This is a genomic window from uncultured Campylobacter sp., from assembly GCF_938031315.1.
Classification (GTDB): Bacteria; Campylobacterota; Campylobacteria; order Campylobacterales; family Campylobacteraceae; genus Campylobacter_B.
On sequence record NZ_CALHHT010000262.1, the window covers coordinates 1 to 1,080 of the forward strand.

At 42.3% G+C, this 1,080-nt stretch carries 1 protein-coding gene; it reads left to right on the forward strand.

Features of this window, described 5'->3' with window-relative positions; all coding sequences use genetic code 11:
- Positions 1-117: 117 nt before the first annotated feature.
- Positions 118-702, forward strand: coding sequence for a hypothetical protein (locus tag Q0236_RS06660; protein WP_297916260.1), 585 nt, complete (start codon positions 118-120; stop codon positions 700-702).
- Positions 703-1,080: the final 378 nt, after the last annotated feature.

Sequence of the window (1,080 nt, forward strand, 5' to 3'; positions counted from 1 at the left end):
ATTGCAAAGGTACGATTTTAAAGATCGCGAAAGTTTGGAGCGACGCAGCTCTACTTTTCTGCCACTACGGTGCGCCAGGATAAAGCGCCGAGATAAAATTTAAACAAAAGAGGTTTGATGCTTTTTGATACGAAATACGATGAAAAGAGGATCGCTAGCTTTAATCAGATGAATGCGCTTTTGAGGTGTGTGCTGCTGTTTTTTATCCTTGGTGCGACGCCGTATACGTCCTACACGGCCGTGTTGCCGTCTGGCCCCGAGGATTTGCAGACCATAGAGGGGTGCGTCATATATGTGCAAACGAATAAGAGTAGAGGGACTAGTTATTATAAGTTAAATTTAGCGGATGGCGCGCTTAAACAGAGGCGTTTTTATTTAGATGTTTATAGCACCGAGATAGACGGATACAGGGCCGCGATATACGACAAAGAGGTAAAAATTTGGTACCAAAGGATCGATGGCGATACCGACCTTGCACGGCAGATCGCCCTTAAAGACGGGCAAATGGTTTTAAAATACGATTATGCTTTTGCAACCAGGTTTTATTACGATACCATATCCGATTCCTATAGAATCACATATTTGAAATGGGGCGGCGGCGCGCTTGCGCTTTTGATCATTCAGATCGTTTTGACTCGGATAGCTAGGAGAAAATACCGCGCCAAATGGGGCTACTACGAAAAACCTACGAATAAAATTTAAACTCGGTCGTCGCCAAATAAATTTAGGCAAAATTTTGACCTGGTAAAATTTCGGATCGGCTTTTGCGCGCTGATTAAATTTACGCGTCCGCTGTGCCGCGAAATTTAAATCTTAATTTAAAGAGCGAAATCAAAGGAGCGAAAACGCTGCTTAAATTTAGCTTTTTAAAAATCGTTTTAGTAAAAGGGTGGGCAGAGATCGGGATTTTATCACGGAATTTTGTTTTTGGCAACTCCTGCGGGGAGTTACAGAAGCGCACGCTCTTTATTTTTTACTTGCGCGGTCAAGTTTGTACTTTAAAATTTACTCGCTTTTGGGGGGCAGTTTGGCTGTCTATGTAATCTTGGTCACAAACTCATACTTTAAAATTTAGCTGTA